The sequence below is a fragment of the Streptomyces sp. NPDC004721 genome, from assembly GCF_053601495.1.
In genome coordinates this window covers 1-2552 of record NZ_JBSGBZ010000143.1, presented here as the reverse complement: position 1 = coordinate 2552, position 2552 = coordinate 1, and the positions used below count along the sequence as shown (strand labels likewise).

The window sequence follows — 2552 nt, the reverse complement described above, 5'->3', positions numbered from 1 at the left end:
TACCGGGGCTCCGCTCCTCATGTCCGCCGAAACCGCCGCCCACGGCCCCCTGGACAACCCCGCCAGGCCCATAACTTCACGGCCTTGGGGCTAGCCGGGTGGCACAGGAAGTCGGCCAGTCCGACTTCCTGTGCATCAGCGCCACCATCACTCCAACAACTCGCCGAACTCCGACGCTGCCTCCCCATACCGGACGTTCCAGCCCTCAACCACGGCCGCCTCCAGTACGGCCGTGTCCACGTCCTCCAGTAGACGCGGCGACCGCCTTACCGGCGAGTTCTCGTAGTTGAACGCGATGACGTCCAGGAACACCGGGCGCTTCAACCGCGTGCTGTCCAGCCTCAGCAGCAGCGACTGGGCAAGTGCCGGGTAAGGGGTGAACTCGGGGTTCCCGAGCCAGTCGGTGAGTTCCGCCTCCGGCACGCTGTAGTCGACGGCCGCCTCTCCCAGCGCGTCGATGAACGCGGCGGGCGGCGCCTGCACCTGGAGGAGCCGGCTCAGCTCGCCGCGGCCGGTGGCGTCGAGGTCCGGCGGCTGGGCGATCAGCCGGAACGCCTGCTTCAGCCAGGCCTGTTCGGCCAGCCGACGCGTCGCCAGGTCGCTCCATTGCGGCTCGGGCGTTGGCCTGCGGAACGGCGCGGGCAACCGCCGGTACCGCTCCGTGATCCGGCGCAGGCGCCGTCCCGTCCACAGGCACGCCCATTTTGTACTAGTGCAAAATGGGATGGATGCTCCTCTTGACCGGTGACTTTGCTTCGATCCTCGGTAGAGCCTCGGCAGGCCTGCGGAAGTGTTCCGGGATGTGGCACTCGGCCGTCAGGGCCTTGGCGGCCGACGCCAGGAGCGTGAAGGTGCGTCTGCAAGGGGGGTCGCCGCGTCGGCACCCCTGGTAACGATGACGGAGAGCCTGAGGCGCTGCGCCTGGTTCGTGATGACGGTCCTGCGGAGTTGACGGAGTCGCTCCTTGTCCGTGGCGGTGAAGGGCGGGCCGCGGCGGGCTCACCCCTCACGCGCGCGTGACTCGGGTGATGACTGGTCAGGGGCTCGGGGGAGCTCTATGTAACGGTTTGGCCGAGAGTGCAGGCTGGAACGCAGGGGAACTGGCATGGTGATCTTGTGGACCTCGACAGCATTCACACCAACCTGGTAGTTGCGGCGGTTGGCATAGTCATCGGGTCTGGCGTCACGATTTACGGAAGTCAGGCCCAATACAAGCGGATGCGTGAGGAGGTCCAGAACGAGCGAGATCGTCTGGCGCAGGGCCTGCTTGATCACGAGCAGGACCAGTTCACAAAGCTTCTTGTCGACTTCTATGCGTTTGGTCTCGTACAGGCGCGCCGCAGCTTCAGTGTGACCTTGTCGTGCTCGGCGCTGGGTGGCCTCGTACTGATCGTCGGGGTTGCCCTGGCCATCTTCACGGCGGATACCAACGGCCCGCAGTACGCCTCGATCACGGCGAGTGTGGCAGGTCTACTGACGACCGCGATTGGGACCCTATTCCATCGCCGGGCTGACTTGGCCCTGAAGCATATGGAGTCACAGACCCAGTTGCTCCGGCAGGACATGAAGGTGGAGCGGGACGCCGGTCTGGCGGTCCGGCTGCTGGGAGAGGTTGAGGATCCGGCTCTCAGGGCTCATCTGCAAGCCGCGCTGATCCTGAAATTCTCCGCCGCCAAGTTGCCTGAGCTGGGTGGTGTGCTGAAGCCGGTCGACTCTGTGTCGGCGCTCGGCTCCAACGCAGCGCTGCCGCAGCAGTAGTCGGAGAGTCCTTCGTCGTGACGTTCAGGCGCTGACGCCCGTCAGACGCCGCGCATGCGAGGTGTGAGCTCCTTGTGTTGTTGCATTAGTTCCGGGCCGCAACTCGGACGCTGGCCGTGCACCCTGCAACTCGTCTCTGCCAAGGCGTGTGCCGGGCAGACGTTGGGCAGGCTGGGGTCATGCAGATGACCGAGTCCTTCGCCACCACAACTGCGGTTGTCGCTCCGGTGATTCTCATCGCTGCGGCGCTGGAGGTGTCCGCGTATCAGCAAGCCATTCAGGGCTGGGTGCAGAGCGGCCTTGAGTCCTTGCTGGCTATTAAGCGCTCTGTACGAGATATGACCGACGAGGAGCGGCGAGAGGCAATTGACCGGTTCACGGCGGATGCTTTTCCGAGGTACAGCATCGGGGCGCTGAAGACGGAGTTGCGCTTCCTCTTTGGCGTGTATTGGGCGTTGGTCATGGTCGCCCAAGCTGTTGTCACGGTGATCTCTCTTGCCTGGTTGGTGGACCCGACGCATCCGGCCAATTCGAGCGAGGCTCAAGGGTTGCTTGTGAGTGTCGGCGTAGGAGCGGCGACCGTGGCGATCTTCCCGCTTTTCCGACTCCTCAACTCGCCGGTCGCTCCGGTGGCTGATTGGTGGTGGGAGCGTCACCTGAGAGAGGAGCAGCGGCGAGGGCGCGAGGAAGCGGAGAGCTGAGCTTGATGTTTAACCTCGGCGGTTCACCTGACCCGCTGATCTTGGTTCGTTCCCGGGACAGCAGGACGGCCGTTCTTCACGCTTCGAGGTGTC

Annotated in this window: 3 protein-coding genes; 2 read left to right on the top strand and 1 reads right to left on the bottom strand. The window is 64.7% G+C overall.

All coding sequences use genetic code 11. The features are described 5' to 3' along the window. Window positions 1-147: 147 nt before the first annotated feature. Complete coding sequence (locus tag ACWEK3_RS42275; RefSeq protein ID WP_453252260.1) at window positions 148-645, bottom strand: hypothetical protein; 498 nt, start codon at window positions 643-645, stop codon at window positions 148-150. Window positions 646-1116: 471 nt separating this feature from the next. Between ACWEK3_RS42275 and ACWEK3_RS42270 the strand changes: the two genes are divergently transcribed. After that, window positions 1117-1758, top strand: coding sequence for a TRADD-N-associated membrane domain-containing protein (locus tag ACWEK3_RS42270; RefSeq protein WP_453252259.1), 642 nt, complete (start codon window positions 1117-1119; stop codon window positions 1756-1758). 179 nt (window positions 1759-1937) lie between these two features. Next, a complete protein-coding gene (locus ACWEK3_RS42265; RefSeq protein ID WP_453252258.1) occupies window positions 1938-2459 on the top strand; it encodes a hypothetical protein in 522 nt (173 codons plus the stop codon). The last annotated feature ends 93 nt before the right edge of the window (window positions 2460-2552 follow it).

Coding starts and splice junctions, on each gene's coding strand:
- ACWEK3_RS42265 (WP_453252258.1), top strand. CDS start 1,938: ATGCAGATGACCGAGTCCTTCGCCACCACAACTGCGGTTGTCGCTCCG.